The sequence below is a fragment of the Domibacillus sp. PGB-M46 genome (assembly GCF_022668875.1).
Lineage (GTDB): Bacteria > Bacillota > Bacilli > Bacillales > Domibacillaceae > Domibacillus.
The window spans coordinates 1-24653 of the sequence record NZ_JAKGCR010000026.1 but is presented as its reverse complement, the minus strand read 5'-3'; the positions used below and the strand labels follow the sequence as shown (position 1 = coordinate 24653).

General features: G+C 41.3%; 24 protein-coding genes and 2 pseudogenes. 15 read left to right on the top strand and 11 right to left on the bottom strand.

What is annotated here, in order from left to right; all coding sequences use genetic code 11:
* Window positions 1–218 precede the first annotated feature (218 nt).
* Window positions 219–519 (top strand): annotated as a pseudogene (locus L2D08_RS20105) (ABC transporter permease family protein); the annotation flags it as partial.
* 52 nt (window positions 520–571) lie between these two features.
* Window positions 572–946 carry a branched-chain amino acid transporter permease gene (locus L2D08_RS20100; RefSeq protein ID WP_375337622.1) on the top strand — a complete coding sequence of 125 codons (375 nt, stop codon included), beginning with the start codon at window positions 572–574 and terminating at the stop codon, window positions 944–946.
* Between the two features lie 180 nt (window positions 947–1126).
* On the opposite strand, the gene L2D08_RS20095 is transcribed toward L2D08_RS20100, so the two are convergent.
* Window positions 1127–1399, bottom strand: a complete 273-nt coding sequence (locus L2D08_RS20095; RefSeq protein ID WP_242236565.1) for a hypothetical protein — start codon at window positions 1397–1399, stop codon at window positions 1127–1129.
* 344 nt (window positions 1400–1743) lie between these two features.
* On the opposite strand from L2D08_RS20095, the gene L2D08_RS24125 reads away from it, so the two are divergent.
* Window positions 1744–1875: a hypothetical protein gene (locus tag L2D08_RS24125; RefSeq protein WP_255822059.1), complete on the top strand. Its 132-nt coding sequence runs from the start codon at window positions 1744–1746 to the stop codon at window positions 1873–1875.
* Window positions 1876–2777: 902 nt separating this feature from the next.
* Window positions 2778–3368, top strand: a complete 591-nt coding sequence (locus L2D08_RS20090) for a DUF2238 domain-containing protein (protein ID WP_242236563.1) — start codon at window positions 2778–2780, stop codon at window positions 3366–3368.
* Between the two features lie 118 nt (window positions 3369–3486).
* Here L2D08_RS20090 and licT read toward each other — a convergent pair whose 3' ends face one another.
* Window positions 3487–4260 (bottom strand): BglG family transcription antiterminator LicT, encoded by a 774-nt coding sequence (licT, locus tag L2D08_RS20085; protein ID WP_242236561.1) that lies wholly within the window; start codon window positions 4258–4260, stop codon window positions 3487–3489.
* Between the two features lie 182 nt (window positions 4261–4442).
* Here licT and L2D08_RS20080 point away from each other — a divergent pair, with 182 nt between their 5' ends.
* From L2D08_RS20080 to L2D08_RS20070, 3 genes are all read left to right on the top strand, one after another.
* On the top strand, window positions 4443–5087 hold the full coding sequence (locus tag L2D08_RS20080; RefSeq protein WP_242236559.1) for a DsbA family oxidoreductase: 645 nt from the start codon (window positions 4443–4445) through the stop codon (window positions 5085–5087).
* A 533-nt stretch (window positions 5088–5620) separates the two neighbouring features.
* Window positions 5621–6634 (top strand): LacI family DNA-binding transcriptional regulator, encoded by a 1014-nt coding sequence (locus L2D08_RS20075; RefSeq protein ID WP_242236557.1) that lies wholly within the window; start codon window positions 5621–5623, stop codon window positions 6632–6634.
* A gap of 140 nt (window positions 6635–6774) precedes the next feature.
* Window positions 6775–7620 carry a sugar phosphate isomerase/epimerase family protein gene (locus L2D08_RS20070; protein WP_242236555.1) on the top strand — a complete coding sequence of 282 codons (846 nt, stop codon included), beginning with the start codon at window positions 6775–6777 and terminating at the stop codon, window positions 7618–7620.
* A 139-nt stretch (window positions 7621–7759) separates the two neighbouring features.
* On the opposite strand, the gene ahpF is transcribed toward L2D08_RS20070, so the two are convergent.
* From ahpF to L2D08_RS20055, 3 genes and pseudogenes are all read right to left on the bottom strand, one after another.
* Entirely contained in the window at window positions 7760–9289 is a 1530-nt protein-coding gene (ahpF, locus tag L2D08_RS20065) for an alkyl hydroperoxide reductase subunit F (protein WP_242236554.1), read from the bottom strand.
* Between the two features lie 12 nt (window positions 9290–9301).
* The gene (ahpC, locus tag L2D08_RS20060; RefSeq protein ID WP_242236552.1) at window positions 9302–9865 is read right to left on the bottom strand and encodes an alkyl hydroperoxide reductase subunit C; all 564 of its coding nucleotides are present in this window, start codon (window positions 9863–9865) and stop codon (window positions 9302–9304) included.
* A gap of 481 nt (window positions 9866–10346) precedes the next feature.
* Window positions 10347–10550: pseudogene (locus L2D08_RS20055) on the bottom strand (KGG domain-containing protein); the annotation flags it as partial.
* Window positions 10551–11098: 548 nt separating this feature from the next.
* Here L2D08_RS20055 and L2D08_RS20050 point away from each other — a divergent pair.
* From L2D08_RS20050 to L2D08_RS20035, 4 genes are all read left to right on the top strand, one after another.
* Window positions 11099–12217: a CdaR family transcriptional regulator gene (locus tag L2D08_RS20050; RefSeq protein WP_242236549.1), complete on the top strand. Its 1119-nt coding sequence runs from the start codon at window positions 11099–11101 to the stop codon at window positions 12215–12217.
* A 125-nt stretch (window positions 12218–12342) separates the two neighbouring features.
* A complete protein-coding gene (locus tag L2D08_RS20045; RefSeq protein ID WP_242236547.1) occupies window positions 12343–13611 on the top strand; it encodes a GntP family permease in 1269 nt (422 codons plus the stop codon).
* A 120-nt stretch (window positions 13612–13731) separates the two neighbouring features.
* Window positions 13732–14886, top strand: a complete 1155-nt coding sequence (locus L2D08_RS20040) for a glycerate kinase (protein WP_242236545.1) — start codon at window positions 13732–13734, stop codon at window positions 14884–14886.
* A gap of 407 nt (window positions 14887–15293) precedes the next feature.
* A complete protein-coding gene (locus L2D08_RS20035; protein ID WP_242236543.1) occupies window positions 15294–15998 on the top strand; it encodes a DUF421 domain-containing protein in 705 nt (234 codons plus the stop codon).
* 209 nt (window positions 15999–16207) lie between these two features.
* On the opposite strand, the gene L2D08_RS20030 is transcribed toward L2D08_RS20035, so the two are convergent.
* Both L2D08_RS20030 and L2D08_RS20025 read right to left on the bottom strand, forming a co-directional pair.
* Window positions 16208–17518: an MFS transporter gene (locus L2D08_RS20030; RefSeq protein ID WP_242236541.1), complete on the bottom strand. Its 1311-nt coding sequence runs from the start codon at window positions 17516–17518 to the stop codon at window positions 16208–16210.
* Between the two features lie 239 nt (window positions 17519–17757).
* Window positions 17758–18516: an MBL fold metallo-hydrolase gene (locus L2D08_RS20025; protein WP_242236540.1), complete on the bottom strand. Its 759-nt coding sequence runs from the start codon at window positions 18514–18516 to the stop codon at window positions 17758–17760.
* A gap of 404 nt (window positions 18517–18920) precedes the next feature.
* On the opposite strand from L2D08_RS20025, the gene L2D08_RS20020 reads away from it, so the two are divergent.
* Window positions 18921–19331: an Lrp/AsnC family transcriptional regulator gene (locus L2D08_RS20020; protein WP_242236539.1), complete on the top strand. Its 411-nt coding sequence runs from the start codon at window positions 18921–18923 to the stop codon at window positions 19329–19331.
* Between the two features lie 70 nt (window positions 19332–19401).
* Here L2D08_RS20020 and L2D08_RS20015 read toward each other — a convergent pair whose 3' ends face one another.
* Both L2D08_RS20015 and L2D08_RS20010 read right to left on the bottom strand, forming a co-directional pair.
* Window positions 19402–19623, bottom strand: a complete 222-nt coding sequence (locus L2D08_RS20015; protein WP_242236537.1) for a hypothetical protein — start codon at window positions 19621–19623, stop codon at window positions 19402–19404.
* Window positions 19624–19779: 156 nt separating this feature from the next.
* On the bottom strand, window positions 19780–20112 hold the full coding sequence (locus L2D08_RS20010) for an antibiotic biosynthesis monooxygenase family protein (protein ID WP_242236534.1): 333 nt from the start codon (window positions 20110–20112) through the stop codon (window positions 19780–19782).
* A 313-nt stretch (window positions 20113–20425) separates the two neighbouring features.
* On the opposite strand from L2D08_RS20010, the gene L2D08_RS24120 reads away from it, so the two are divergent.
* Complete coding sequence (locus L2D08_RS24120) at window positions 20426–20554, top strand: hypothetical protein (protein WP_255822058.1); 129 nt, start codon at window positions 20426–20428, stop codon at window positions 20552–20554.
* A gap of 256 nt (window positions 20555–20810) precedes the next feature.
* Here L2D08_RS24120 and L2D08_RS20005 read toward each other — a convergent pair whose 3' ends face one another.
* On the bottom strand, window positions 20811–21107 hold the full coding sequence (locus tag L2D08_RS20005; RefSeq protein WP_242236533.1) for a hypothetical protein: 297 nt from the start codon (window positions 21105–21107) through the stop codon (window positions 20811–20813).
* 6 nt (window positions 21108–21113) lie between these two features.
* On the bottom strand, window positions 21114–21695 hold the full coding sequence (locus L2D08_RS20000; RefSeq protein ID WP_255822060.1) for a DUF6434 domain-containing protein: 582 nt from the start codon (window positions 21693–21695) through the stop codon (window positions 21114–21116).
* A 989-nt stretch (window positions 21696–22684) separates the two neighbouring features.
* Here L2D08_RS20000 and L2D08_RS19995 point away from each other — a divergent pair.
* Window positions 22685–23200, top strand: a complete 516-nt coding sequence (locus L2D08_RS19995) for a YdhK family protein (protein ID WP_242236529.1) — start codon at window positions 22685–22687, stop codon at window positions 23198–23200.
* A 256-nt stretch (window positions 23201–23456) separates the two neighbouring features.
* The gene (locus L2D08_RS19990) at window positions 23457–23858 is read left to right on the top strand and encodes a hypothetical protein (protein WP_242236527.1); all 402 of its coding nucleotides are present in this window, start codon (window positions 23457–23459) and stop codon (window positions 23856–23858) included.
* Window positions 23859–24653 lie beyond the last annotated feature (795 nt).

Here is a 24653-nt window from a genome sequence, read left to right as displayed (position 1 = left end):
ACATGTCTATCATAATGTATGAAAGAGAGGAAATTGATAAATTTACCCAATCTTTAGAAATTATTAAAACGTTAATATGTGATTTACAAATTGACTTTAAGATGATAGGGGGAGGATCCTTTAGCAAGCGAGGCTTATAAATCCAGATTGATATAAAAAATGATTATCAAATGGCGACTTACCCAGCTGCATCAAACGAGTGTCAAAAAAGGAACGTCTTGTTCTTCGTCACAATGCTGAACCATTTGTATTGTGTTGTAGGGGCAGCATGTTTGGCTCTCTTGTGCAGTTCAATACAGAAGGTCTTGAATTTGTCATGACGGCTTTCTTTGTTGTGATCTTTATTGAACAGTGGATGAAAGAGAAAAAGCACCATAGTGCCCTTGTAGGACTTGGAATTTCAGCTCTCAGTTTAATGATTTTTGGCGGAAGCGACTTTATTATCCCGGCTATGATTGCGATTTTGGGTGTGCTTACCGTTTTAGAAAACCTTTAGAAAAAGTGGAGGTAGCAGCATGACGATGAGCTTAGCACGGCAGAATATAATGATCGCGAGGTTGTATTAGGGACCATGCTGACAAGATCCCTTCCGTTCATTCTTTTTCCAGCAGTACACCCAGCGTATGTTCAATACCTCGGCAAGGTGCTGCCGTCAGCTGTTTTAGGGGTTTTGGTGATTTATTGTTTTAAGGATGTTCGTTTTCTATCCGGCAGTCACGGCTTCCCTGAACTGTTTGGGGTGGCGGTAGTGGCCTTGCTTCATTTTTGGAAGGAAAAGATACTCTTATCCATGGCGGGAGGAACAATTGTTTATATGTTTTGGTGCAATTGGTTTTTTAATAAAAAAGGTTTAATATCGATTCTTCTGGCTGTTATAGGCGGTTTATGCGGGTATGTATTTAGTGTATTCTGGAAGACAAACTGCCTTCATTCTCATGCAGCTTGAGCTAACGGCTTTGTAAAGAGGCAAACCTTGATTTCAAGGTTTGCCTCTTTCTTTTACAGCAAAAACGAATGTGGATTCTTTTCATGAAGCAGAATGAAGCAGCGAAATAGAAAAAAGCGCTCTTTTACTTGTTTCGTGTATTTAAACGTTGTACCGTGCCCAATAAATCCGGGTCTTTTATCAATCTTCTGAAGGGCGAAGCTGCTGCAGCTGCTCTTTGTTTTGGTTGAGCTGTTCTTGAAGCCGGTCAATAGGCTCCTGATGCTCACTGTTTTGAAGCGCATCGTTAAGTGCATTGTTTGCATGTTCAAGCGCATTTTGGACTTGTTGAATTGTTTGCTGAGTAGGATGCGATTGAGCTTGTTGTAAAGCCAGCGTTACGTTATCTACAGAATTGTTCAGTTGCGTGATCACATTTTTATTTTTCCAGCTCATTCCTGTGTGTTCTGCCATAGCAAGTCCTCCTTTGACATATTAAATAATCGTACTCCTGTAGCATGGAAAAACCATTTCTTTTTTATGCATAGGCTAATCAAGAAGCCGAAAATGATGTAATGATATAGGTATCTGTCGAGCTGAAGAAAGTGTACGGCCTGTCTTTAAAGCCGTATTTTCCTGCATAATGAGAATCTGTCTCTGAACAAGTTTTAAAGCAGTTTGGTAAAGCGGTGGGCAGGTTTAAAAAGCGAAGCAAGAAAAGGGTATAATACGAAATAAATATACTTGAGCTATTCTCCTTCTCCGAATGATAAAATGAAAAAAAGAAACCAAATTCATTATAGAAGGAATAAATAAGAATGAAAGAATATTTTCAGCTTAATCCTTCTTTAGCTCAAATGATTGTAGAGGCGGTAAAAGAAGTGGTTGGAAAGGATATAGCCTTTATTCATCTGGATGGGAAAGCGCTCGCCAGTGCGGAGTCAGACTGAATCGGCTCAATTCATCCTGCCGTCTTCAGGTACAGCAAAAAGAAAGTATTGTAGAGGAGAAAAGTTTTAAAATAAGCGGAAGAGCCAGGGAAGAAACTTTGCCCTGGCTTTTTTTTACCCATTTTTTTGACTGACAGCATTACTAAAAGTTCCATTTGTCCGGGCGAAAGAAGGAACAAAGGGAAAGTAATAAACCGCCTCCAAATAGAACGATAAAGAAAAGCATGTCTCCACCATACATGCTGAGTAATTGAAAATAAACGAAATGGTTGTCCGTTGTAACAGTAAAAGCGTACATCACTTTAATGAAGAAGCTGTTTCTCCGGAAGGTTAACGTTTATAGAGTTTAGAATCCTTCATTTGTATTCTGCTATTTCTTAAGAGCCTGTTTGCTGTTTCGTCATCTCCTGATATCTTTTCTTATGATTGCGTCTTCTTTACAAGGGACATAATAAGTAGGGAATTTTCAAACGATCAGGCGAAGAGTAAGCGAATCATCTTTTAAGTATCGTGGTTGTTTTAATTCATGACCGTCACGTTGATCATTCCCCTCGTATTTGATATTGATTCTGACCGTTGTGTTGTTATAGGGGACAGAGACTTTTGAAGAATCTTTGCGGGAATGATTAGGTTGCGTTTTATAAACTTTTTATCTATAAAAGGTACCGATGATGCGCTATACTAAGTCCTTTTTCTTTTTGTTCTTATGGTTGAAACATTTGCGGGCGCTTTTTGAAAAATAGATGAGTTCATAAGATTCAGGGGCTATTCAAACTATACAAAAAGGCCGTAATACGCATACTATGTATAACCTGCTTTTTGGGATAGCCGGGCTTTCCGGAAGGGATTTACACAAGCAGAATAAAACAAAGACATGAGAAGCAAGAGGGGAAGACGAAAAGATGAAAAAACGAATAGTTAGTTTCCTTAGTATTGCATATGTTCTTTTCATGGCTGTGCTGGCTTTTGTTCACTACACGGAAGGTGATGACAAAAAGGCGCTTGTTGCAGCAGGCGGTGTTGCATGCGGATTAATTCCTCTTATTTTGGCTTTTTTCACCAGGCTCCAATTTAATTTGCCCCTTATCGTTTTTTATTTTATTTTCCTTTTGGGTTCACAATATTTCGGATCAATTTTAGGCTGGTACGGGCTTGGCTGGTGGGATTTCTTTATGCACGCTGTGAGCGGTGTTTTACTTGCATTCACAGGCGTTGCTTTGTACGAGCGATTTGTTCATAGAGAAGCAGGTAAAGAGATCTCATCTTGGTTCGTTGCTCTGTTTGTCCTCTCGTTTGCTGTACTGGGCGGCGTCATATGGGAGTTTTATGAATTTAGTATGGATCAATTTTTCGGAATGACTTTACAGGGCGGCGGAAATAAAGACACGATGGAAGATTTGATTGCCGATACTCTTGGAGGAGTGGTTATTGCACTGCAAGCGGGTCTAAGGAAGCGTTTCGATAAATCTAACAACATTAGAAAGCAGCAATAACAACTATTGTTATTGGCCTGCGGTTAAATTTATTCTTTAAATAAAGAGATAAGAACAGGGCGGCTTTCACCTTCCTAGTGTGAAGCCGCTCTGCCTTTTTAAATTAATAAAATAGGAACTATCCCTGCCGTGACGTAACACGGTGAATATGAATCGTCAAATATACTTTTTCGTCGTTTGAGATAAACCAGTTAAACGTTTTTTCCACATAAGAGGCGACCTTTTCACTGCACGCAAATGCTTCAGGGTAGCGTCTCTGCACCTGCGTAAACATAAAATCGTCCCCGGGAGGCGTGTCGGCTTTTTCCTGCCGGACAAGCCGGATGGCAAAAAAGCGGAGATGTGTTAAAAAGCGCTCGTAATTAATAGAGCTTTCATCAATTTCCATTTTGTAATGATATTTGACGATATTGAGCGTATCGTTAACAACTTTAACAATTTGCACAGCGGCATCCAGGCCTTCCCCTGATACACGGCTGTTCACGAGGTGGAGGGCAATAGAGGCAGCTTCATCTTCTTCCATGCGAATGCCTGTTTGTTCCTCGATAACGTCAAATCCCTGCAAGCCAATAGAAAACTCTTCCTTATAATACTTTTTAATTTCCCAAATAAGCGCATTACGAAGAACCATGCCTTGCTTGTGGCGGGTGACAGCAAAGCTGGTATGATCCATGAGCGCCACATAAGCATAATCATCAAGACCGGCACCGAGCCGCGCCTTGGCGAGAGAGATAATCCTGTCTGCAATGGTTAAGTATTCCTCCGGCACCTCACGCAGCAGCTCGCCAATTTTGTCAGAAACTCCGTGATTGTCCAGAACAAAGGTTTTTTCTATCTTATCCTCTTCGATCGTGTCGCCTGCTTTTTTTTGAAAAGCCAGGCCGCGTCCCATGACTAAGCGATATATAGAAAGACACCTTTAATTATTCACTTAAAGGTGTTTTTCGTTTGTCTTACTATACGGAAATTTTTGTTAATATGTTTTTATCTTCATTTGAAGAATGATTTATGAAAGAGAGGGTAAAGGCCCATAATATCTCTACACCACTATAAAGAAAATAGGAGGCGATAAACATGACTTTAAAGATAAAAGTGTACTCAGATTACGTCTGTCCTTTCTGTTTCCTGGCAGAAAAACCGCTGGAAGAAGCGATAAAAGGAAAAGATGTTGAGGTAGAATGGATGCCATATGAGCTTCGTCCGTATCCAAATGAAACCTTAAAGCCGGAAGGAAATTATTTGCAAAACACGTGGAAACAGTCCGTGTATCCGATGGCTGAACAGATGGGCATTCAGATTGTTCTGCCAAAAGTGTCTCCTCAGCCATATACACACTTGGCATTTGAGGGCTGCCAATACGCTAAGGAAAAAGGGAAAGGCAATGAATACAATGACCGTATGCTGCGGGCTTTTTTCCAGGAAGAGCAGGACATTGGCAGCATTGATGTATTAACGAAATTAGCGGGTGAAATTGGTTTAGATCAAACCGAATACCGCGAAGCATTGGAAACAAGAAAATATAAAGAAGTCCATCGAAAAGCACTTAAGCACGCTTATAACGAAGTGGATATCACAGCGGTGCCGACTTTTGTGATTGGTGATACGAAAGTTGCCGGCGTTCGGTCAAAAGACACATTAGAACAGTTGATCAAGGAGGAGATCGGCAGACAGAAACCGGATTTTCCTGAAGGAATGGCGTGCGGCGTCGATGGCTGTTAAATACGTGCTGTCCTACCCATTGACTTCACATTTTGATCCTAAAACAGGTACAAATAGTAACGATAAAGCTGTTTGAGTCAATAGAGGAAGCTAAAGATTTACCTGTTAAATTGTATGAACCTTTAAAGAAACGAATGAGCCGGGAATTTGGCTCTTTCTTTTTTAGATTATAAAAATAAAGAAATGTTAGCCTGGATTCACTTATTTGAAATTTCAAAAAATGGTTGAAAGAAAGAGGAAAGCGCTTTACAATGAAGAATGTAAAGCGCTTTCTGTTTTAGGGAACTGAAATAAAGTTTAGATCGAACTAAGCATTGATAATTATAGAGAGAAAGCGCTTTTCTAAAGTGTCTTCATTTTAAAAGACGGATATTTAAGGAGGAGGAATAAAAGAGCGCCTTATTCAAATAACAAAAGGAATAGAAGTGCTTTCGTTTAGCTCTTTTTAAGTCGTAATGAGATACAGGGGAATATAAAAGCAAATACCAAACGACAAAAGTAAAGCGCTTTACAAAAAAGGAAGGTATATCAGCATGAAAGTTACTATCTATGATGTTGCAGAAAAAGCAGGGGTCTCTATATCAACGGTTTCAAAAGTAATGAATAACCAACAGGTTGGACAAAAGTCGAAGCAGAAAGTATTAAAAGCGATGGAGGAACTCGACTACAAGCCGAGTGTTCTGGCATCCGCTTTAACCGGGAAGCGGACCTCTACGATTGGTTTTATTCTATCGGATATTGCCAACCCTTTTCTTGCGGAAATTACCCGCCAGGTAGAAGATCGGGCGCATGAAGTAGGATATAACCTTGTCATATGCAGTACGGACTTTAAGCAGGAAAAGGAAGAACGGTATATAGAACTTCTAAGACAAAAAAGTGTAGATGGTTTTATTCTGGTAGGGGATTTTAAAAACAAGGATGTTCTTGTGAAACTGACACATAAGGATGTCCCAGTAATCCTTCTTGCAGCGGAGTCTCATCCATCTTTGTCTGTGAACACAGTGACAGTCGATAATTTTATAGGAGGTTATGAAATCACCTCCCATTTAATTGGTTTTGGCCATGAAAGAATAGCCTTTATCGCAGAAACAGCTGGAAGCAGCCAGGAGCGTATCCGTGGATACAAGCAGGCCTTACAGGAGCATAGCCTGCCATATCATGAAGACTTAATTGTAATCAGTGACTCAAGCTTAGAGGATGCCAAACGTCTTGCTGTCCAGCTGCTTGATTCTCCTAACCGGCCCACTGCGATCATTTCTTCGAATGACCTGTTAGCCATGGGAGTACTGATGGGAGCGCGGGAAAAAGGGTTAAACATTCCAAAGGATCTTTCTGTTACAGGTTTTGATAATACGCTCCTATCCAAGTCCTGTGATCCGCCGCTCACAACCATTGCCCATCCGATTAAAAGTATGTGTACACAGGCTGTTGATATGCTTATAGAAGAGGTAGAGGGAGTAAAAAAGGAAAAACAAAAAATTCTAGCGTTGCCAACATTAATTGTTCGAAAATCTACGGATTATAACCCGTTTAAAACAAACAGGTAAAGAACTGTTTTACCTAAAAAAGTACATCCCATAAAAAAACGGCTTATCATAAAAGAAAAAGCAGGTGTACACGGCTGCTTAGTGATCTATACACGCTATTTAACGGGATAATAACCAATATAAAAAGGCAGGGATTAATCATGAAAATCGCATTTAATGAAGCTACTACACTACATAATTCAACACTTAAGCAAGACTTAGAGCTTTGCGAGAAGCATGGCTATGATTATATTGAAGTGCGCCTTGATAAATTAAAGGAATATTTAACGGAGCACACTACTGACGATTTAAAAGCCTTTTTTGACAACAGTCATTTGAAACCGTATGCTTTCAATGCATTAGAGTTTATTACGTTCAGGGACGAAGCAGGATATCAGCAGATTAAAGATGACCTGCAGTTTCTATGCGAAGTAGGGGACGTAGTAAATTGTAAAAAAGTTGTGGTGGTGCCCACCTTTGACATTGGTGACTACACAAGATCGCAAATCAAGGAAGAGACCGTAAGCGTGCTGCGTGAACTAGCTGATCTGGCAGAGCCGTATGGCGTGAAGCTGGCCTTCGAATTTGTTGGATATCCAACATGCTCGGTCCATTCCTTTGGCGATGCTTATGAAATTGTAACTGAAACAAACCGTGAAAATATAGGGGTCGTGCTGGACTGCTTCCACTTTCATGCAATGAAATCCAGCATTAAAGACTTAAAGAAAGCAGATCCAAACAAAATCTTTATTTTCCATATTGATGATTGTGAAGACCTGCCGCCAGGGGCGCTGCGTGACCATCATCGTGTGTGGCCGGGAGAAGGTGCAATCGACCTTGATGTCATTCTGTCAACCTTAAAGGAAATTGGGTACAGCGAAATGGTATCCATTGAGTTATTCAGACCGGAATACTGGGAATGGGATGCAGACAGAACGATCCGAGTCGGCAAGGAAACAACTGAAAAAGCGGTAAGCAAATATTTCGCAGTTGATCAGCGCGTTTAATAAGCGGTAAGCTGCTGAACGAGGGACTGGAGACAGACAAGGAAAAAACTTGGGCATTAAAAAAAAAAGCCGCTGTACTGCTTTATGGCAGCACAGCGGCTTTAGTGTTAGAAAAGAAAGATACATATTCTTTCTTTTCTTAATTTCGAATAAGGTAATCGAATGCGCCCAGGGCAGCAGTTGCACCTGATCCCATTGAAATGATGATTTGCTTATATGCGCTGTCTGTGCAGTCGCCTGCAGCAAATACACCAGGGATGTTTGTTGCGCCGTGCTTATCGACTACGATTTCACCCATGCGGGTACGTTCAATCGTTTCACCTAACCAGTCAGTGTTCGGTACAAGTCCGATCTGAACGAATACACCTTCTAGGTCAATGTGGTGAACTTCTTCCGTTTCACGGTCGATGTAAGAAATACCGTTCACTTTGTCAGTACCAGTAATTTCTTTTGTTTGCACGTTCTTGAGAACAGTGACGTTAGGCAGGCTGTACAGACGATCTTGAAGTACAGTATCAGCCTTCAGCTCTGGCATAAATTCAAGAACCGTTACATGCTTCACGATACCTGCCAGGTCAATGGCTGCCTCAATACCTGAGTTACCGCCGCCTATGACAGCTACGTGTTTTCCAACAAACAGCGGGCCGTCACAGTGAGGGCAGTATGCGACACCTTTGTTCTTGAACTCCGCTTCGCCTGGTACGCCAACATTGCGCCAGCGGGCACCCGTTGAAAGGATAACCGTTTTACTTTTTAGAACCGCACCATTTTCGAGTTCAAGCTCGACTAGGTCTTTCTTTTCTAGCCGCTTGGCACGCTGTAAGTTCATAACATCAATGTCATATTCTTTCACATGTTCTTCCAGGCTTGCAGCAAGCTTGGGACCTTCTGTGTATTTTACACTGATAAAGTTTTCGATACCCATTGTGTCCATAATCTGGCCGCCAAAGCGTTCAGCAACAAGACCGGTACGAATGCCTTTACGTGCTGCGTAAACAGCTGCACTTGCACCAGCCGGTCCGCCGCCGACAACAAGCACATCGAATGGCTCTTTGTCCGCAAATTCTGATGCATCCGGAGCGCTCCCCATTTTGGCAAGGATTTCTTCAAGAGTCATACGGCCGCTGCCGAAAGATTCCCCATTTAGGAACACAGTCGGTACTGCCATGATGCCCCTGCTTTCCACTTCATCCTTGAACGCTGCTCCATCGATCATCGTATGTGAAATACCAGGGTTTAGAATACTCATCAGGTTCAGGGCTTGTACAACATCAGGGCAGTTGTGGCAAGTTAAACTGATGTATGATTCAAAATGATATTCACCTGTAATGTTTTTCACTTGGTCAATGACACTTTGGTCGACTTTTGGCGCTCTTCCGCTCACTTGAAGGAGAGCCAGTACCAGCGACGTAAATTCGTGGCCCAGCGGGATACCAGCAAAAGTGACACCAGTATCTTCGCCGATACGGTTGACACTAAAGCTTGGCGTTTTTGGCAATTCTGTTTTCTCTACTTTAATGCGAGAAGACATAGTGGCCAATTCATCCACGAGTGCCAGCATATCCTTTGATACTTCATCGGATCCTGCGCTCACTTTTAGAAGCACATCGCCCTCCATCATTTCAAGATATTGGGCTAATTGTGCTTTGATATCTGCATCTAGTATCATTAGTTAAACTCCTTAAATTTTGCCTACAAGGTCAAGGCTTGGCTTAAGTGTTGCAGCACCTTCCTGCCATTTAGCCGGGCAAACTTCACCTGGATTGTTGCGAACGTATTGTGCTGCTTTGATTTTGTTTACGATTGTGCTTGCATCACGGCCGATACCGCCTGCGTTGATTTCAACAGTTTGGATAACGCCATCTGGATCGATGATGAACGTACCGCGGTCAGCAAGACCTTCTTCTTCGTTTAGTACGTCGAAGTTACGAGAGATTTTTTGTGAAGGGTCACCGATCATAATGTATTCGATTTTGCCAATCGCTTCTGAATGGTCGTGCCATGCTTTGTGTGTGAAGTGTGTATCAGTCGAAACAGAGTATACTTCCACGCCAAGATCTTTAAGTGTTGCATATTCGTTTTGAAGATCTTCTAACTCAGTAGGGCATACGAATGTGAAATCTGCAGGGTAGAAGCAAACAACACTCCATTGACCTTTAAAGTTTTGTTCTGAAACATCGATGAACTCACCGTTGTGGAATGCTTTTGCTGAGAATGGCAGTACTTCTTTTCCGATTAGGGACATAATAAAATTCCTCCTATGTAGTTGGTTGTAGGTATTATAGCCAGCCTGCGCAATCAAAACCGTGACTGCTGCAAGTAACTATAATAATTCTAATTCGACATTAATTATTATATAGGACTTGTTTTCTTGTCAAGGGAAATGCATGAATTAAATTCCTTTTCCTTTTAGTCAACATGTTTAAGAAAAGTGGGGCCGTGAGCGCAGACACAAAATGATGAGACAAATGTTATCAAAGGAAATACAGCTGAAGGTTGCTGCGACGGCTGATAAATATGGTTTTGAAAATAAAAACACAGATTTTCAATAATGACTTATCTTTCTCAATTATTATGGAGAATAGAAGGGCTGCTTATACCTAAATAAGTTTTTGTAAATATGCTAAATGAAAAAGTGAAAAGGGAATGCCAAAGCACTCCCTTTTTAAATGATCAGCGACGGTTCTTATTCCGCCTTCATATGTTCATGCTAATCCAATTAATTAATCATCACTGCGCTGCTTACCGCGAGCTTCTCCGCCTTTTTCACCGATCTCCTGATAAAATTCTTTATCATGATTTTCAGCAGTGGCTTCTCCACCTTTTTTGCCGATTTCCTGGTAGAATTCTTTATCATGGTTTTTTGCAGTAGCTTCTCCGCCTTTGCGTCCTGCTTCTTCACGACTCATTTTATCATTGTTGTTAGCCATTAAAAATTCCTCCTCGGTAAATGCAAATTTTTTGTGGTGTACAGTATGTATGTTACCCGCCTGTTTCTCTATAAAACTGTTTTGCAAAAGATTGATTCAAAAGAATCAGTTATTATATTTTGAAAGTAAAAAGAATTAAAAAAGGTTGTTTGATTATTCTTTAGGGTATGGAGGGGAAATTAAACAAAAACGCAAGAATTACTGAAGCAAAGTGGAAACGGCACCAGTTAAAAAGTAACGAAAACACGTTTGTTATTGTTTGTGAAAAATAATAAGACTGCTTGTCTTTAAAGCTGTTTCGTACATACATTTTTTTCGATTTCGTAAGTGGCAAGATACAATCTTCTTTTCGAAAAAAGCGTTAAACCTTAAACCACCAAGGTTTGATGATTTTTTATGTTGACTTGGCTGCGAGAAATTACAAAAGCAGGCGCTAAAATGATGTAAAAACGAAAAACGGCTCTGTTGTAATCCAGCCTCTTTATTTATTGTGCATTTTTACTATGATAAATTAAGAAGAAACGGCGTAAGAGAGGCGGAAAAACAGCATGCCATTTTTAACATCTGAACTTGCTCAGGAAATCGTTGAGCGGACGATGAAAATTTTAAATAAAAATATTAATGTGATGAATCATGAAGGAGTTATTTTAGGGTCAGGAGACAGTGAAAGAATTAACCAGCTCCACGATGGTGCTCTTCTCGTCCTTCAACACGGAGAAAGTGTGGAAATAGACAAAACCAAGGCAGCGGGAATGAAAGGATCAAAACCTGGCATCAATTTGCCTATCCGCTTTAACAACCAGATTGTTGGAGTTATAGGCATTACCGGAGAGCCCGATCAAATTCGAAATTATGCACAGCTTGTAAAAATGGCAGCCGAACTTGTATTGGAACAGTCTTTTTTACTTGAGAGAGTGCAGTGGAAGCAAAGGCTGCAGAGTGAAATTGTGAATCAGATTATAGCAGAAGAAGGTTTGAATGAAGAATGGATAAAAGAACGTGCCGGCATTCTCGGGATTGATTTAGATCAGCCAAGAAGAGCTATCGTTTTGCAGCAGCCGGGCTATACAGAAGCCTCCATCCAAGCATTTGTGAGGTCAATCCAATATGAAATCGGTAAAGCGGACTTAATAGGCGTGACCTTTAATAACGAGATCGTTGTGCTTAAAAAAGACGATGGACAAGAAACCAATAGAGAGTTAACGCCGTTGTTAAAAAGGTTCCAGAAAGCCTCAGGCCCAAAAGTTTGGATTGGAAGCGGCAGTACTGCCAAAACGATAAAAGCATTAAAAACCTCATTTCAGCAGGCTAAAGGAGCCATTCTGGCAGGAAGTAAGCTTCAGCCCGAAGCAAACTTCCACTGTTACGAAGATTACCGGTTAGAAATCATGCTGGCAAAACTGGCTCAGGAAGAACAGGGCCACAACTCCTTTTCCTTCTACGATGTACTGTTGGATCAAGGGCAGAAGGGGGAACTGGTTCATACATTAGAAGCTTACATAAAAGAGGGCGGAGAATTAAACAAAATTGCCGAGAGCCTGTTTATCCATCGAAACACGCTAAGGTACCGTCTGGATAAAATTACGGATTTAACAAACAAAGATCCGCGGAATGTAAAAGACTTAATGGAATTATACATGGCAAAGCTGCTGCACGACATCCGCTAATTGTGCATACGCACAATAAGTAAGCGTTTTTTTGAAAAACATTTTATTGTCTTTCACAATGTAATTACGTTAGCAAACGCTTACAATCAGGACATAACAAAACAATCATCATGGGAGGAAACAACATGGATGTTACTGTAAGCGCTTTAGGTGCCCTGAGTGCCCTGGCTATTGCCATTATCTTAATCTTAAAAAAAGTGCCGCCTGCGTATGGGATGGTGGCCGGAGCTTTAATCGGCGGGTTGATTGGCGGTGTAGACATTACCAATACTGTTGCTTTAATGATGCAGGGTGCGAAAGACATCATTCCAGCAGTACTGAGAATTATGGCTGCCGGTATTCTGGCCGGTGTCCTGATTGAATCTGGGGCTGCTTCATCCATTGCAGAAACCATTGTGAAAAAACTTGGGGAAGCACGGGCGCTGCTGGCACTATCCATTGCCACAATGATTCTAACAGCGGTTGGAGTTTTTATTGATGTAGCTGTTATTACCGTATCTCCTATTGCGCTGGCCATTGCCAAACGTGCCAAATTTTCAAAGTCAGCTATTTTGCTGGCGATGATCGGCGGCGGTAAAGCCGGAAATATTATGTCGCCGAACCCTAACGCGATCGCAGCTTCTGATGCATTCGGCGTACCGCTTACCTCTATTATGGCTGCTGGAATCATCCCGGCCGTCTTCGGGCTCGCTGTTACGTATTTCTTTGCGAAAAAACTGATTCAGAAAGGCTCAGCCGTAGTAGGACAGGATATTGAAGCAACCGATCAAACGCAGCATCCTTTATTCCTGACCGCCTTGATTGCGCCGCTCGTTACGATTGTTTTGCTTGCTTTGCGGCCGTTATTTAATATTAACATCGATCCTATGGTGGCTCTTCCAGTGGGAGGAATCATTGGTGCCATCGCGATGAAAAAGACGAAGAAAATCAATGATTATGCCATTTCCGGCTTGAACAAAATGTCCGGCGTAGCCATTATGCTGCTCGGCACGGGCACATTAGCCGGCATCATTGCCAATTCTGCACTGAAAGATGTAGTCATCAATGCACTGGGCTCATCCGGTCTGCCCGCTTATTTATTAGCACCAGTCTCCGGTATTTTTATGTCAGCTGCCACAGCTTCTACCACAGCGGGAACAGCAGTAGCAAGCACTGTTTTCAGCAGCACGATTTTAGGGTTAGGTGTTTCAGCATTGGCGGGCGCGGCGATGATTCATGCGGGAGCTACAGTCCTTGACCACCTGCCGCACGGAAGCTTTTTCCATGCTACAGCCGGCAGTGTGAATATGGACATTAAAGAGCGCTTGAAATTAATGCCGTATGAGTCATTGGTTGGACTAACGCTTGCTGTTATTTCTACTCTTGTATTTGGAGTCTTTAAGCTTTTTGGATAAACGTGCTTGTTCATAAAATAAGACTAAATAAGCGGGAAAGAAGCTTAAGGCAGGCTGGCTTTGCAGTCATTTTACCCAGCCTTTTACAAGATTCTCACTTAAAAAGGGAGATGGAGAAAAATGAAAATTGTAATCGCCCCCGATTCTTTTAAAGAAAGTGTATCAGCTTTGGAAGCTGCCAATGCAATTGAGAAGGGCTTCAAATCTGTTTTTCCAAATGCCGTGTATGAGAAAAAGCCAATGGCAGATGGCGGCGAGGGCACTGTTCAGTCACTAGTCGATGCCACAAATGGCACGATTGAGGAGCGGCTGGTAACAGGACCGCTTGGAAAGCCAGTAAATGCATTTTTTGGATTAATGGGAGACGGGGAAACAGCTGTTATCGAAATGGCTGCTGCCTCGGGTTTGCATCTTGTCCCTGTTGAAGACAGAAATCCGCTCGTTACTTCTACAAGAGGAACAGGTGAATTAATATTAGCTGCCCTTGATTTAGGCGTAAAGCATATCATCATAGGGATTGGCGGAAGCGCCACAAACGATGGGGGAGCGGGAATGGTGCAGGCCCTCGGCGGAAAATTTCTGAATGAAGAAGGAAAGGATATCGGCCCTGGAGGCGGTTCGCTTTCGCAGATTGTAACAATTGACTTGAGCAAACTGGATGCCAGATTAAAAGAGGTTCACATTGAAGTGGCCTGCGACGTGGATAACCCATTAACAGGACCAAGAGGGGCTTCTGCCATTTTTGGCCCGCAAAAAGGAGCGACAGCAGAGATGGTCCACTTGCTTGATCAAAACTTGTCCCATTTTGCGGATGTGGCAGAAGAAGCGCTTGGCACGTCATTCCGTGATATAAAAGGCGCCGGTGCAGCAGGCGGTCTCGGAGCAGGCCTGCTCGCTTTCTTAAACGCGGACTTGAAAAGAGGAATTGACATTGTGCTAGAAGCGATGAATTTTGAAGAAGCAGTTAAAGATGCTGATCTTGTAATTACTGGTGAAGGACGGATCGACAGCCAGACGATTTACGGGAAAACGCCGATCGGTGTGGCCAGAGCGGCGAAAAAATATGGTGTGCCTGTCATTGGCATTGCGGGATCTGTGTCTCCAGACAGCGACGTGGTGTTTGAGCACGGAATTGACGCCCTGTTCAGCATTGTCCCAGGGGTAATCACGCTTCCTGATGCATTTGAACATGCAGCACACTATATGGAAAAAACATCTAGGAACATTGCGGCATCTATGAAGGCAGTACAGTCATTTTCCATGAAAAGTTGCTGATCAACAGTTTATTCCATAAATTGCGAACGTAGTTAGCTGCATGTATATGTGTAATTTAATGTAGACAGGCATACAAGAAGAACAGGCAACAGAAGCCGGGCTGAAGAGTAAAATCTTCAGCCCGGCTTTTTTTATCATCGCTTCTTCGTGATAAAGAAGATGATACTGCTTGCGATAGCTGACTGTATACACTTCGGCTTTCGTTTATATATCAAAAAGTATGGCGATGATAACAAGAAACAGAAATTGGCAAAAGAGAAAAGAAGCCAGCCTCAAGAAAAGAATCTCTAGCTTGTATCAAGCTGGCCAATCCAAAAAGTACATCTTAAGCTCCCGTATTATACTTATGAATCCAAACAGATACGATCCAATAAGAAGCTTTTTTAGAGAAAGGAGTATCCTTAACTATGCCAATTCCAGAATTACTGCTGAGGCTTACGTTATCCTTTATCGTTTTACTAGTATTAACAAGAATTATGGGAAGAAAAGAGATTGCCCAAATGACCTTCGTGAACTTTATTTCAGCCATTGTTCTTGGAACGCTCGGTGCTTCTCTGGCAACAGATCCTGCAATTAGGGTGGTTGATGGACTGATCGCTTTGGCGAGCTGGAGTGCGTTTACGGTTTTGCTTGGATATTTGGATATCAAGTCTAAAAAGATTCGCAAGATCATGACGGGGCAGCCGGTTATTTTGATCAAGAACGGAAAAATCATGGAAAGTGCCCTGCGCAAAGTCCGGGTAGATATGGAAACATTAAGTTCTTTATTACGGAAAAAGGATGTTTTTGCCGTATCGGATGTGGACTATGCGATTTTTGAAACAGATGGGAGCCTTTCTGTAATGAAGAAAGAAACAAAACAGCCAGCCACTAAAAAAGATCTCAATATACCGGAAGCTCAGTATGCTTTTCCAATGCCTGCAGCCATCATAACAGATGGAGTAGTGAATAGCCGGAACCTCGAAAAGTTAAAATTGGATCAGCAATGGCTGGACCAGCAATTACAGAAAATGAATATTCAATCTCTTTCAGGCGTTTTCTATGCAGAGGTGCAGCAGGATGGTTCTTTGTATATTGATCAAAGAAGAGATGACGATGCTGCCCAGCGTTAGGACAACCAGGGACGTGTGAGAATCTAGCTCGTTGAAATGAATTAAACATTGTTTCCTGTGATTAAACAAGAGACGGGGAAACAGGAAAAAGTAGCATTTAGTTACTTGCTGAAAATTGCCTTTATTCACTGGAACCTAACCGCCCCTTGTCAGATAAAACGCTGCATTGATGCCGGACTAACTCATTAAAAGAGATCAAATAGAGAGATTTATATCAAATCTTTGCTTTGAGTCTTTCGAGACCAAACAACTACAGGAATAAGCAATAGTGACAGAATTGCTCCAGAAAGAGATAGTGCCGCATAACTATAATGAGCGGCTACCACGCCCGATAACACACCGCCTGATGCACCCGATAATGCAAGCAGGACATCAACCGATCCCTGTGTTTTTGCCCGAACAGATGGGTGTGCTGCATCTATAATAAGAGCTGTGCCGCTTATTAAGCCAAAGTTCCAGCCAACACCAAGCAGTATCAGCGCGCAGATAAGCAGTGCCGTTGAGTCTCCCGGTGCAAAAGCTGCCAGTATACCGGAGGCTAGAAGTGTAGCACCTGAAGCAACAGCCATTGCCGTACGACCCACTTTATCTACCAGCAAGCCTGTCAAAGGCGAGGGAAAGTACATAGCGCCTATATGAAAACCTATGACCAGCCCCACTTCACTCAAACTGTGGCCGTGGTGTTCCATATGAACGGGTGTCATGGTCATAATGGCCGTCATAACAAATTGAGTCAAAACCATAACAGCAGCGCCTACGACAATTCCTCTTTTGTTTATTACAGAACTTTCCTTACGTGATTCCTGCACTGTCCCGTCTTTCCCCTGGGCATTTGCTATGGCTGTAGATACAACTAGAGGATCTGGCCGAAGAAAAAGTAAGAGAACCAGTCCGGCAAGGATGAAAGCAGCAGCCGCCAAGATGAAGGGACCAGCCAAAGCTGGAATACCGATAGAACCTGCAAATTCCCCCATTACACCGACCAGGTTAGGGCCCGCTACTGCACCAAAAGTAGTCGAAACCATAGCCACGCTCACAGCCGTTGCCCGCTGTTTAGGTGTCGCCAGATCTGTGCCGGCATATCGTGCCTGCAGATTTGCGGCGGTACCAGCCCCATAAATAAGCAAGGAAGCGAATAAAAGTACAATACTGCTGATTAAGGCAGCGATGATAACACCTATCGCACCCAGTCCGCCAGCAAGAAAACCGGCTGCAAGTCCTGTTCCGCGCCCAAAACGCTGTGAAAGCCTGCCTACAAGCAGGGCAGCCCCTGCAGATCCTAAAGTAAGTAAGGCAACGGGAATCCCTGCACCACTTTCCGTCCCCAGCATATCTTGTGCGAGAAGGGCGCCTACTGTTATACCGGCAGCAAGTCCTGCGCCTCCAAAGATTTGTGCAAGGATTACCACTCTTAATGTTTTTTTATAAAGTTGTTTTTGTTTTTCAGGTGAATCAATATAACCTTGCAGCCAGGAAGGCTGCTGTTTTGCCCCTCTGGTGTCTTCTGTTTCCCTTATCATAAACTGCACTTCCTAACAAAATAAATTTCAGCTTTTTAAACTGTCTTTTGTGCATGCTCCTTTAGAAGGTCACCGTTTTATCAGCAGTTTGGTCAGCTGTTGACCAATAATTAAATAAATAAGAAGCTCGTGATTATATCATTGATAATCATGAGCTTCTTATATTTCGGAAGAGCAAATGAATGCTTAAAAATTAGACGAAATAAAATGAAGACAACAATGTCTGAACGTCTTTCAGTTTAAAATGTGTAAGACTCGCCGTCTTCTGGCACTGAAAGGCTCGTAGAGAATCCTTTTTCCTCGGCGAAGCTTTTTAATTTTTCTCTGGATAATGTCCAATGGTTAACAGCTTCCATATGGACAGAAATAATTTTAGCGTGAGGGGCAGCTTTATGCACTTCATAGATATCGTCTCTCCCCATTACAAGAGAACCGCCTTCTAGGAACTGGTTGTCTCCACCATTTACTACGATGATTTCTGGCTTATGGGTATCAATCACATCTTGGATTGCTTCATACCATACCGTATCCCCAGCTACATACAATGTTTTTTCGTCTTGGTGCTTGAAAACAATACCGCACACAAGGCCAGCGAGCTTCAAGATTTCTCCTCTTCCGTGTTCGCCTTTTGTTTTGATTAACCGGATTCCTTCAAAGGCGGTATCTTCCTGCAGTACCTCGACATTTTGGAAGCCGGCTTTTTTCACCTCTCCAGCATCTTCTTCATTCTGTACAAACATTTTGATCTCTTTTGGCAGTGCTTCTTTGGCAGCATCATCAAAGTGGTCTAGGTGCAGGTGAGTAACAATAACTGCATCTACGTTAATGATTTCTTCAATGGATGTGGGCAGGCTGACTAAAGGATTGTTTTGATCTTGTCTTACCGAATTTGGGAAGGGCGGGTACGTACCTTTCTCCGCCAAAAATGGGTCAATTAAAAACTTCTTTCCTGCATATTGGACAACGATTGTTGCGTTTCGAATTTGTTGTATATTCATGTGTATTACTCCTTTTCTTTGATCTACGTATAGTTTATACTGTGACCAATTCACATTTACATGGATAAAATCAAGTCTTTTAGCCGTTTGACTTGAATTTTGAAAGCAAAACGTATTATGTTTTAAAATGAGCGAAACTATATCCTCGCCGGGGAGAATATAGAGGGTCATTTAAAAAGTGGTGTTTAAGAATCGAAAGCCGGTCTGATTTTTACTATTAAAAAAGTAATTGTGCCGGGTTTTCATTCAGCCATTATCGGTTTATGTTCTCCCGACAAAAATAGAAAAGAAGGAATTGCTTAATCGCCTCAGTGGATAAGATCCATTTTAATATTTATTACCCATTCATTGAGAAGAATTCATTTACATAAAATACTTCATACCCTATGAAAAGGATTGATTGAATGCTGGACCATACAGATATGCGAATATTAGAAGAGTTATCTCGAAACAGCCGCATTACCATGAAAGAATTGGGTGAAAAGGTCCATTTGACAGGACAAGCAGCCGCTTCTAGAGTGGCAAAATTAGAGGATAACGGAGTAATCGAAGGGTATACCATTAAAGTCAATCAAGTTAAAATAGGTTGTTTTATACATGCTTTGATTACGATTTACACAAACAGTCCGAATCACGGTCCTTATCTTTCATTTGTAAATACACAAGATAACTATGTAATAAACAATTATAAAATTAGTGGCGATGGCTGTTATCTTCTTGAGTGCAGATTTTCATCCAATGAAACATTAGATCAATTTTTAGTAGATTTAAACAAGCATGCGAATTATAAATTATCGATTGTGATTAATAAATAATAGACGAATCAAAAGGAAAGAAGCCAGGATAAGAGGATATCCTGGCTTTTTTGTGCTTTTATGTAACTTTCTACATAAAAGAAGCAGCTGAAAATTGGCTTTTAGAATGAAGAGCCCTAGACTTATGAAAATATTGCAATTCAGCGTATTGATAATACTTTTGGTGATCACTCGCGTTGGCCAGTTTTAATCGCTCGTAGTGCAGTTCAAGAGCGGCATGCTTTAAGAAATTCTTATGCGCAAATCGAATCGTATTTAACTGTTCACTGGATAGCTGAGCTCCATTTGTCATAAGCATAAAATTCCTTTTTATCTTCAGTGTATGTGCCGGAAAACATTCCGGTATCCGCCGTTAGTTTAAAAGAAGCGAAAAATAAAATGATGCCGATCAAAAAAACTTCTCCCTCATAGGAGAAGCTTTTTTCTTTCTTGCCAAACACAAAGTTGATCAGGCGCCTTCATTTGCATAGTCTCTTTCCAGTTTGCAAATATGGGTTATGCAGGATGAGTACCAGTCTTTTTTGCCTTTTTCTTGTGCTCTCTGCTGCGATAAATTTTCTTTCCATTGTGCAATAGTGTCTAATGAACCCCGGTAGGAGACGGTGATCCCTAATCCGTTTTGTTCTCTCGCACTTTTCACGCCTAAAAAGCCCGGCTGTTTAGAAGCAAGTTCGACCATTAGATCAGGCGCCTTATAGTAGCTGTCCGATTCCTTATCCATTCTTTGGGAAGTGAAGTTCACCGCATAATAAGGGGGAGGTTGAGTGTTGGCGAAAAACATTTCTAATGACCTCCTGTAAATTGATATGAAACATCATAATACGTGGTGATTAAAGCAGTCATAGATCAAGGTAGGCAGTATGATGTGACCTTGCTGTCTACAAATATACGAATATACAGTTAAGAAAAAGGATGATTTCTTTAAAACACATTATTACAGACTAATGATTGGCGCCGTCTTTTTGGAAAAGCAGGAGTAAGATTTCTCCTGCTTATACAGAATATAACCGTTGAATGAATACGAAAGGGCAGGTACAGCTCGTGGCATGCTTAATAGGGAAAATAGTTTCCTTTTTAAAAACAAGGAGGGCGTGATGGGGATTTTAAATATACTAACGATGATTTTCGTTGTTTTGAAATTGTTGGGCGTAATCGACTGGAGCTGGTGGGTCGTGCTGCTGCCATCCATTATTCGGTATGTGGGTCTGTTATTTGGTTTGTAGTATAACGTACTCACGAGAACGACGCATATTCACAGTGCTCCGCAAAGAAGATAGGCAATATCAGAGAGGTGATAACTCCAAAGAGACGCGAGGGAGTGTTTATTTAAAGAAGCAATTCCGTTTAAAAGTCCAAAAGCCAGAGGATAAAAAAGCAGCCTGTCCGAATGCATGGCTGCGTAAAGGGACAAGCGTGTTTTAAAAACATCAAAGCAAGAGATGGGTAGTTAGGGTGAGTTCTTTGTGCGGATTATATGAGCTATTCACTCGTGTTTCTTACCATGAAATTTTTAAAAAAAGAAATGACGTTTGCTTTTAAGGAGGCATATAAGCCAGCCGCCGCATATCCATAAAACCAGCCCATAAATAAACCAGAAGATAAATGGTATGGATGACTGATGAAGACAGCAATAAGAAGCCCAATCACTAGTGCTACAGTAGGAACGAACGCCTTAGGCGGTTTAAATTTCAATTTAATGATCTGAGTTAAGATCATAACTAAAGGAACGGCAGTGACTGCGTCCCAGAAATTCGTGTGTATGGTTGGGAAATCCATTTTTTATCACCACCACTTTACTATGCTTGCCGAACAACAAGACGTAATAAAAAACAGCCAGAGGGGGCTCTGACTGCGCATGTTGACTGGGATATTGCATGAGAAAATGGGGATTTCCTCACTACACCTATTATGTACACGTTGAGGAGAATTCATACAGAAATATATATGGGCCCGCAAAGAGTCCCGAATAAATTGATTATATTCAAATTGGGGAGCAATGTCGGTTTTATATGCAGGATTCTTGAAACGCTGATGCTCCTCATGCCAGGCGTTGGCAACACCCCTATACGTTTTACCGCTATTCTTTTTAAAGCAGTTTTGTATGTATGTAGAAAAATGAAAGTTTGGGAAAACAGCTTTATAAAAAGCTCTCACTGCTTGACTGTAGCGGTGATGTTCAGTAATCACCGTTTCCAGGCTCAACTCTTTTTGCAGAGCTTCAGGAGCAGGCGGTTTTGTTTTTCTTAATGGCCTTTTGATATCTCCTGTTTCAAGAAAAACAGCAATTTTACTGGTGATTTCCTGTTTCGATCCAGAAGTATTCATTCCATTTTCTCTGCAAAAGGTTTGCAGCTCTTCCTTCAGCCGATAATAGCGGAACTCTTTTACAGGGAGTTCTTTTGTTAATATGGGTCTTAAATTTGCTCACCTTTTCAAAATTATTTAACGGAACTGCAATGGCCCGAGATAATTTTGAGTTTCCCATCGATGTATTGCCAAATTCGCGTTTAGCACATCTTCTCTTCGATTGAATCAGCACCTGCATTTCCGTTTAAAGAAACTCTTGTTACAGTAATTGTGGAAGGATCTAAAAGTTTTACCCGTTGCTCCATTATTGTAATAGCTGTGAAATTCAACGCTACCGAACGATGGACTTCTAAATCAGCTTTTTTTGTCAGGATTTGCCCAAGGTGGTTAACAAAGCGAACAATGGACATGAAAAAGAGTAGAGAAAATGTTGAGAAGGAAAATGTCCCCTTTAAAGAAAAACAAACAAAAAAGAACCGAAGAACCAAACGCTCTCCGGAAAAAAGATGAGTAAGCTTTAGGTGGGGGTGGTACTTTACTAATCATACCCTGATAACAGGAAGGCAAACCTGTTCCTTACAATAAAAAAACCAAAACAGCTGTTTTGGTTTTTAGAGGGTTTAGTTGTATAGGCACCCCACTAAGGAAGCCTTAAACACCTTCCTTTGTCCAAGGTACCTGTCAATAATAAAGTGAGCTTGAAATGAAAGCCGCCGAAAGGAGCATATACAAAAAAAGCCAGGTGGGAACCCGGCTGCAGAAAGGGTTTCAAGCTATAGGAGTTAGGTTTGGGACGAACAGTACCATTATGGATCATTGATGAACAGCTTATACAAAAAGGTTTAATTGTTAGCTTTCTGCAGGCGCCATTCAATTTTAAAAAAGAACAAATGCAAGATAGCCCTTTTTTCTTGTTTTTAAACGGTTCTCAGACAGGCAGGATGAATAAGGAAAGGAGAAACCTTGGCCGCTGCAATGATAAAATGCTTTAATACATAAACAGTTGCGGATAAGCCTGTTCATATTAACAACCAAGAGGCGGAAAAATGAAAAAGATAATCTATATGCTTGGTATTGCAGCAATCATCGGTTTAAGTGGATGCGGGAGCGACGCGGTAGAAGAAGAAACGAATCATTCTGGCTCAGCCGAAGTTCCTGAAGGGTTAAAAGAAGCAGAAAATCCGGCTTTTAAAATAGGAAGCCAGGCTATTATTCAAGATGGTCATATGGAGGGTATGAAAGGTGCTGAGGCAACCATTTCTGGTGCTTACGACACAACAGTGTATGCAATGTCCTACACTCCGACGACCGGTAGTGAACGGGTTGCGAATCACAAGTGGATTATTCACGAAGAGGTCAAGGGTGCTGGTGAACAACCAATAGAGCCTGGCACAGAAGTTACTTTAGATACGGATCACCTAGAAGGCATGAAAGGTGCTAAAGCTGCAATTGAATCAGATGAGCAGACCACAGTGTATATGGTTGATTACACGCCGACTAACGGCGGAGAAAAAGTAACCAATCATAAATGGGTAACAGAAAGTGAACTTTCTGCTAAATAACCTTTAATACCAAATGCGCGATGTATGGGGAGTCCGAGGAATCAGTAGATTCCCCGGACTTTTTTGTATACAAGGGGACAGTGGGGAGAGGGAGCGTTAAGTGACTTAACCGTATAGAAAAAAATTACTTTTATAGTACGTTGTGCTAAAATAATCTTAACAGTAACTCGAAAGCTGAACTAGCCGGGTCATCTGTCTAATAAGGTGCTCTATATTGTACAAAGAAAGAGCAGTTAGAATACAAGGAGCGAGCAATATGAAGAAAAAACATCTTTGTTATTTTCTTTTTATGGCAAGTTTGTTGTTAAGCGGCTGTCAAAGCGGATGGAAATCGCGCTATAATTTTGCAGGGGAAAGTACAAATTGGTATGTGAATTACCAAGTAACTCCCCAGAGTAAAAAAAGTGAATCCACGGAGTACAAAATCCAATATACAGGAAAAGGTGCACCGCCAGCGGAAATCAGCTATTCTATTGAAACGAATTCTGGAAGCTCAAAAGGAACAGACGAACTAAATGAAGATGGGGTTTTAATCAAAACAGGAAGTTGGTGTGACGGCTGTATGATAACTCAAGAGGATCAGGATGTGAAAGTGATGATCAAATGGGGCGGACAAACGGAGACATTCAGCTTACAGCCATCTGACGAAGGATTTTAAAACACCCAATCAACTGCTTGTCTTTGATGTTATTGGTGAAAAGGTAATAAAAAGTTAAGTGATATTAGGAAAGTCTACAATTAATTTGCAGCTATCTTTATGACCCTATTTTCATGTTTCGCTTTGGGCATACACAAAACCATATCCGGACGGAAAATTACTTTTTGCCCATCTTCGCAAAGGGAAACTGCTGGTGAAAAAGCTTGTGCTTTTAAAAGCACAAGCTTTTTCACTGTGTTTTCAGTATGTTAATGATTATCTGTTTTATCCGTATATTTAGCACTATGGTTGAAAAAAGAAAAAGTTAGGGTTGAAAATCCAACAGTGGTAATAAAAGATGAATAAAAAAGGATTGACGACGGGATAACAATACGTTATATTTTATGCTGTCTCTAAGACAGCATGAGTATACGGCAAAAATCATTCACTGATATTAATTATTTCTATATAATTGATTGCGAAAAATTATTGTTGACTCATTACTTATAAATCTGTTATATTATTTACCTGTCACGATGAAACGTGGCAAACGTAAAGTGATTATAAGTTTTAATAACCATTTATTAAAATAATACTTTTGATAAAAAGTTCTTGACTTAAAACATCCTGACTGATATGATTATTCAGCTGTCGGAAACGACCGAAAAGGAAATTGATCTTTGAAAACTGAACAAAATAAACGTCAACGTTTTAAATTTTTATCTTCTATTAAAAACACCCCGTGTTTTAATAGAAACAAATGAGCAAGTCAAACTTTTTTGGAGAGTTTGATCCTGGCTCAGGACGAACGCTGGC

Coding starts and splice junctions, on each gene's coding strand:
- L2D08_RS20090 (WP_242236563.1), top strand. CDS start 2,778: ATGAAAAAACGAATAGTTAGTTTCCTTAGTATTGCATATGTTCTTTTC.
- L2D08_RS20075 (WP_242236557.1), top strand. CDS start 5,621: ATGAAAGTTACTATCTATGATGTTGCAGAAAAAGCAGGGGTCTCTATA.
- ahpF (WP_242236554.1), bottom strand. CDS start 9,289: ATGATACTAGATGCAGATATCAAAGCACAATTAGCCCAATATCTTGAA.
- L2D08_RS20030 (WP_242236541.1), bottom strand. CDS start 17,518: ATGATAAGGGAAACAGAAGACACCAGAGGGGCAAAACAGCAGCCTTCC.
- L2D08_RS20050 (WP_242236549.1), top strand. CDS start 11,099: ATGCCATTTTTAACATCTGAACTTGCTCAGGAAATCGTTGAGCGGACG.
- L2D08_RS20040 (WP_242236545.1), top strand. CDS start 13,732: ATGAAAATTGTAATCGCCCCCGATTCTTTTAAAGAAAGTGTATCAGCT.
- L2D08_RS20015 (WP_242236537.1), bottom strand. CDS start 19,623: ATGACAAATGGAGCTCAGCTATCCAGTGAACAGTTAAATACGATTCGA.
- L2D08_RS20005 (WP_242236533.1), bottom strand. CDS start 21,107: ATGGATTTCCCAACCATACACACGAATTTCTGGGACGCAGTCACTGCC.
- L2D08_RS20080 (WP_242236559.1), top strand. CDS start 4,443: ATGACTTTAAAGATAAAAGTGTACTCAGATTACGTCTGTCCTTTCTGT.
- ahpC (WP_242236552.1), bottom strand. CDS start 9,865: ATGTCCCTAATCGGAAAAGAAGTACTGCCATTCTCAGCAAAAGCATTC.
- L2D08_RS24120 (WP_255822058.1), top strand. CDS start 20,426: ATGGGGATTTTAAATATACTAACGATGATTTTCGTTGTTTTGAAATTG.
- L2D08_RS20045 (WP_242236547.1), top strand. CDS start 12,343: ATGGATGTTACTGTAAGCGCTTTAGGTGCCCTGAGTGCCCTGGCTATT.
- licT (WP_242236561.1), bottom strand. CDS start 4,260: ATGGGACGCGGCCTGGCTTTTCAAAAAAAAGCAGGCGACACGATCGAA.
- L2D08_RS20035 (WP_242236543.1), top strand. CDS start 15,294: ATGCCAATTCCAGAATTACTGCTGAGGCTTACGTTATCCTTTATCGTT.
- L2D08_RS20010 (WP_242236534.1), bottom strand. CDS start 20,112: ATGTTTTTCGCCAACACTCAACCTCCCCCTTATTATGCGGTGAACTTC.
- L2D08_RS20070 (WP_242236555.1), top strand. CDS start 6,775: ATGAAAATCGCATTTAATGAAGCTACTACACTACATAATTCAACACTT.
- L2D08_RS20100 (WP_375337622.1), top strand. CDS start 572: ATGCTGACAAGATCCCTTCCGTTCATTCTTTTTCCAGCAGTACACCCA.
- L2D08_RS20095 (WP_242236565.1), bottom strand. CDS start 1,399: ATGGCAGAACACACAGGAATGAGCTGGAAAAATAAAAATGTGATCACG.
- L2D08_RS24125 (WP_255822059.1), top strand. CDS start 1,744: ATGAAAGAATATTTTCAGCTTAATCCTTCTTTAGCTCAAATGATTGTA.
- L2D08_RS19995 (WP_242236529.1), top strand. CDS start 22,685: ATGAAAAAGATAATCTATATGCTTGGTATTGCAGCAATCATCGGTTTA.
- L2D08_RS20020 (WP_242236539.1), top strand. CDS start 18,921: ATGCTGGACCATACAGATATGCGAATATTAGAAGAGTTATCTCGAAAC.
- L2D08_RS20025 (WP_242236540.1), bottom strand. CDS start 18,516: ATGAATATACAACAAATTCGAAACGCAACAATCGTTGTCCAATATGCA.
- L2D08_RS19990 (WP_242236527.1), top strand. CDS start 23,457: ATGAAGAAAAAACATCTTTGTTATTTTCTTTTTATGGCAAGTTTGTTG.